Annotated in this window: 1 pseudogene; it reads left to right on the top strand. The window is 76.7% G+C overall.

The features are described 5' to 3' along the window. Positions 1 to 95: 95 nt before the first annotated feature. Positions 96 to 613, top strand: a pseudogene (locus ND748_RS33440) (hypothetical protein); the annotation flags it as partial.

Here is a 613-nt window from a genome sequence, read left to right as displayed (position 1 = left end):
GGCCCCGGCCCGGCCCGGACGTGACGGCGGGCGCAGGCCAGGGCGGTCCGGCCGGCGGTGTGCCGGCCGGCCGAGAGGTGGAGGGAAGGCAGGGCATGGACACGGTGGAACTGCCGGGCGCGCAGGTGCCGGACCGGTTCGGCCTGTCCGCCGCCGCCCGCGCCGCGGCGATGATCTCCCGGGAGATCGCCTACGCCGACCCCGACCCGCTGGCGCTGAGCGAGTTCGACGACCGCCTGTACCGCTACGCCACCACCCTGCTCAGCGTGCCCCACACCAGTCTGCTCGGTCCGATCGTCGGCGACTGGCGCCGCGTGCAGGCCGCCCTGGCGCGCCGACTGTCGCCCGCGGTGCACATCGAGCTGACCCGCGTCGCCGGCTACCTGTCGTTCTACCTGGGTGTGCTGTCCGCCGACACCGGCGCGGGCACCTCCGCCCGTCGCTTCGCCACCCTCACCGAGCAGTTCGCCGCCCAGCTCGACGACCGGCTGCTCACCGGCACCTCCCGCAGCCTGGACGCCGCGATCGCCTTCGCCGACGGACGCCTCGACGCCGCCCGCACCGCCGCCGCCCGCGCCGCCGCGGTCGAGCACCCCTACCTGCACGGCTGGGC

Origin of the sequence: Frankia sp. AiPs1 (assembly GCF_023716945.1) — a bacterium.
Classification (GTDB): Bacteria; Actinomycetota; Actinomycetes; order Frankiales; family Frankiaceae; genus Frankia.
This window is presented reverse-complemented; position numbering and strand designations above follow the sequence as displayed.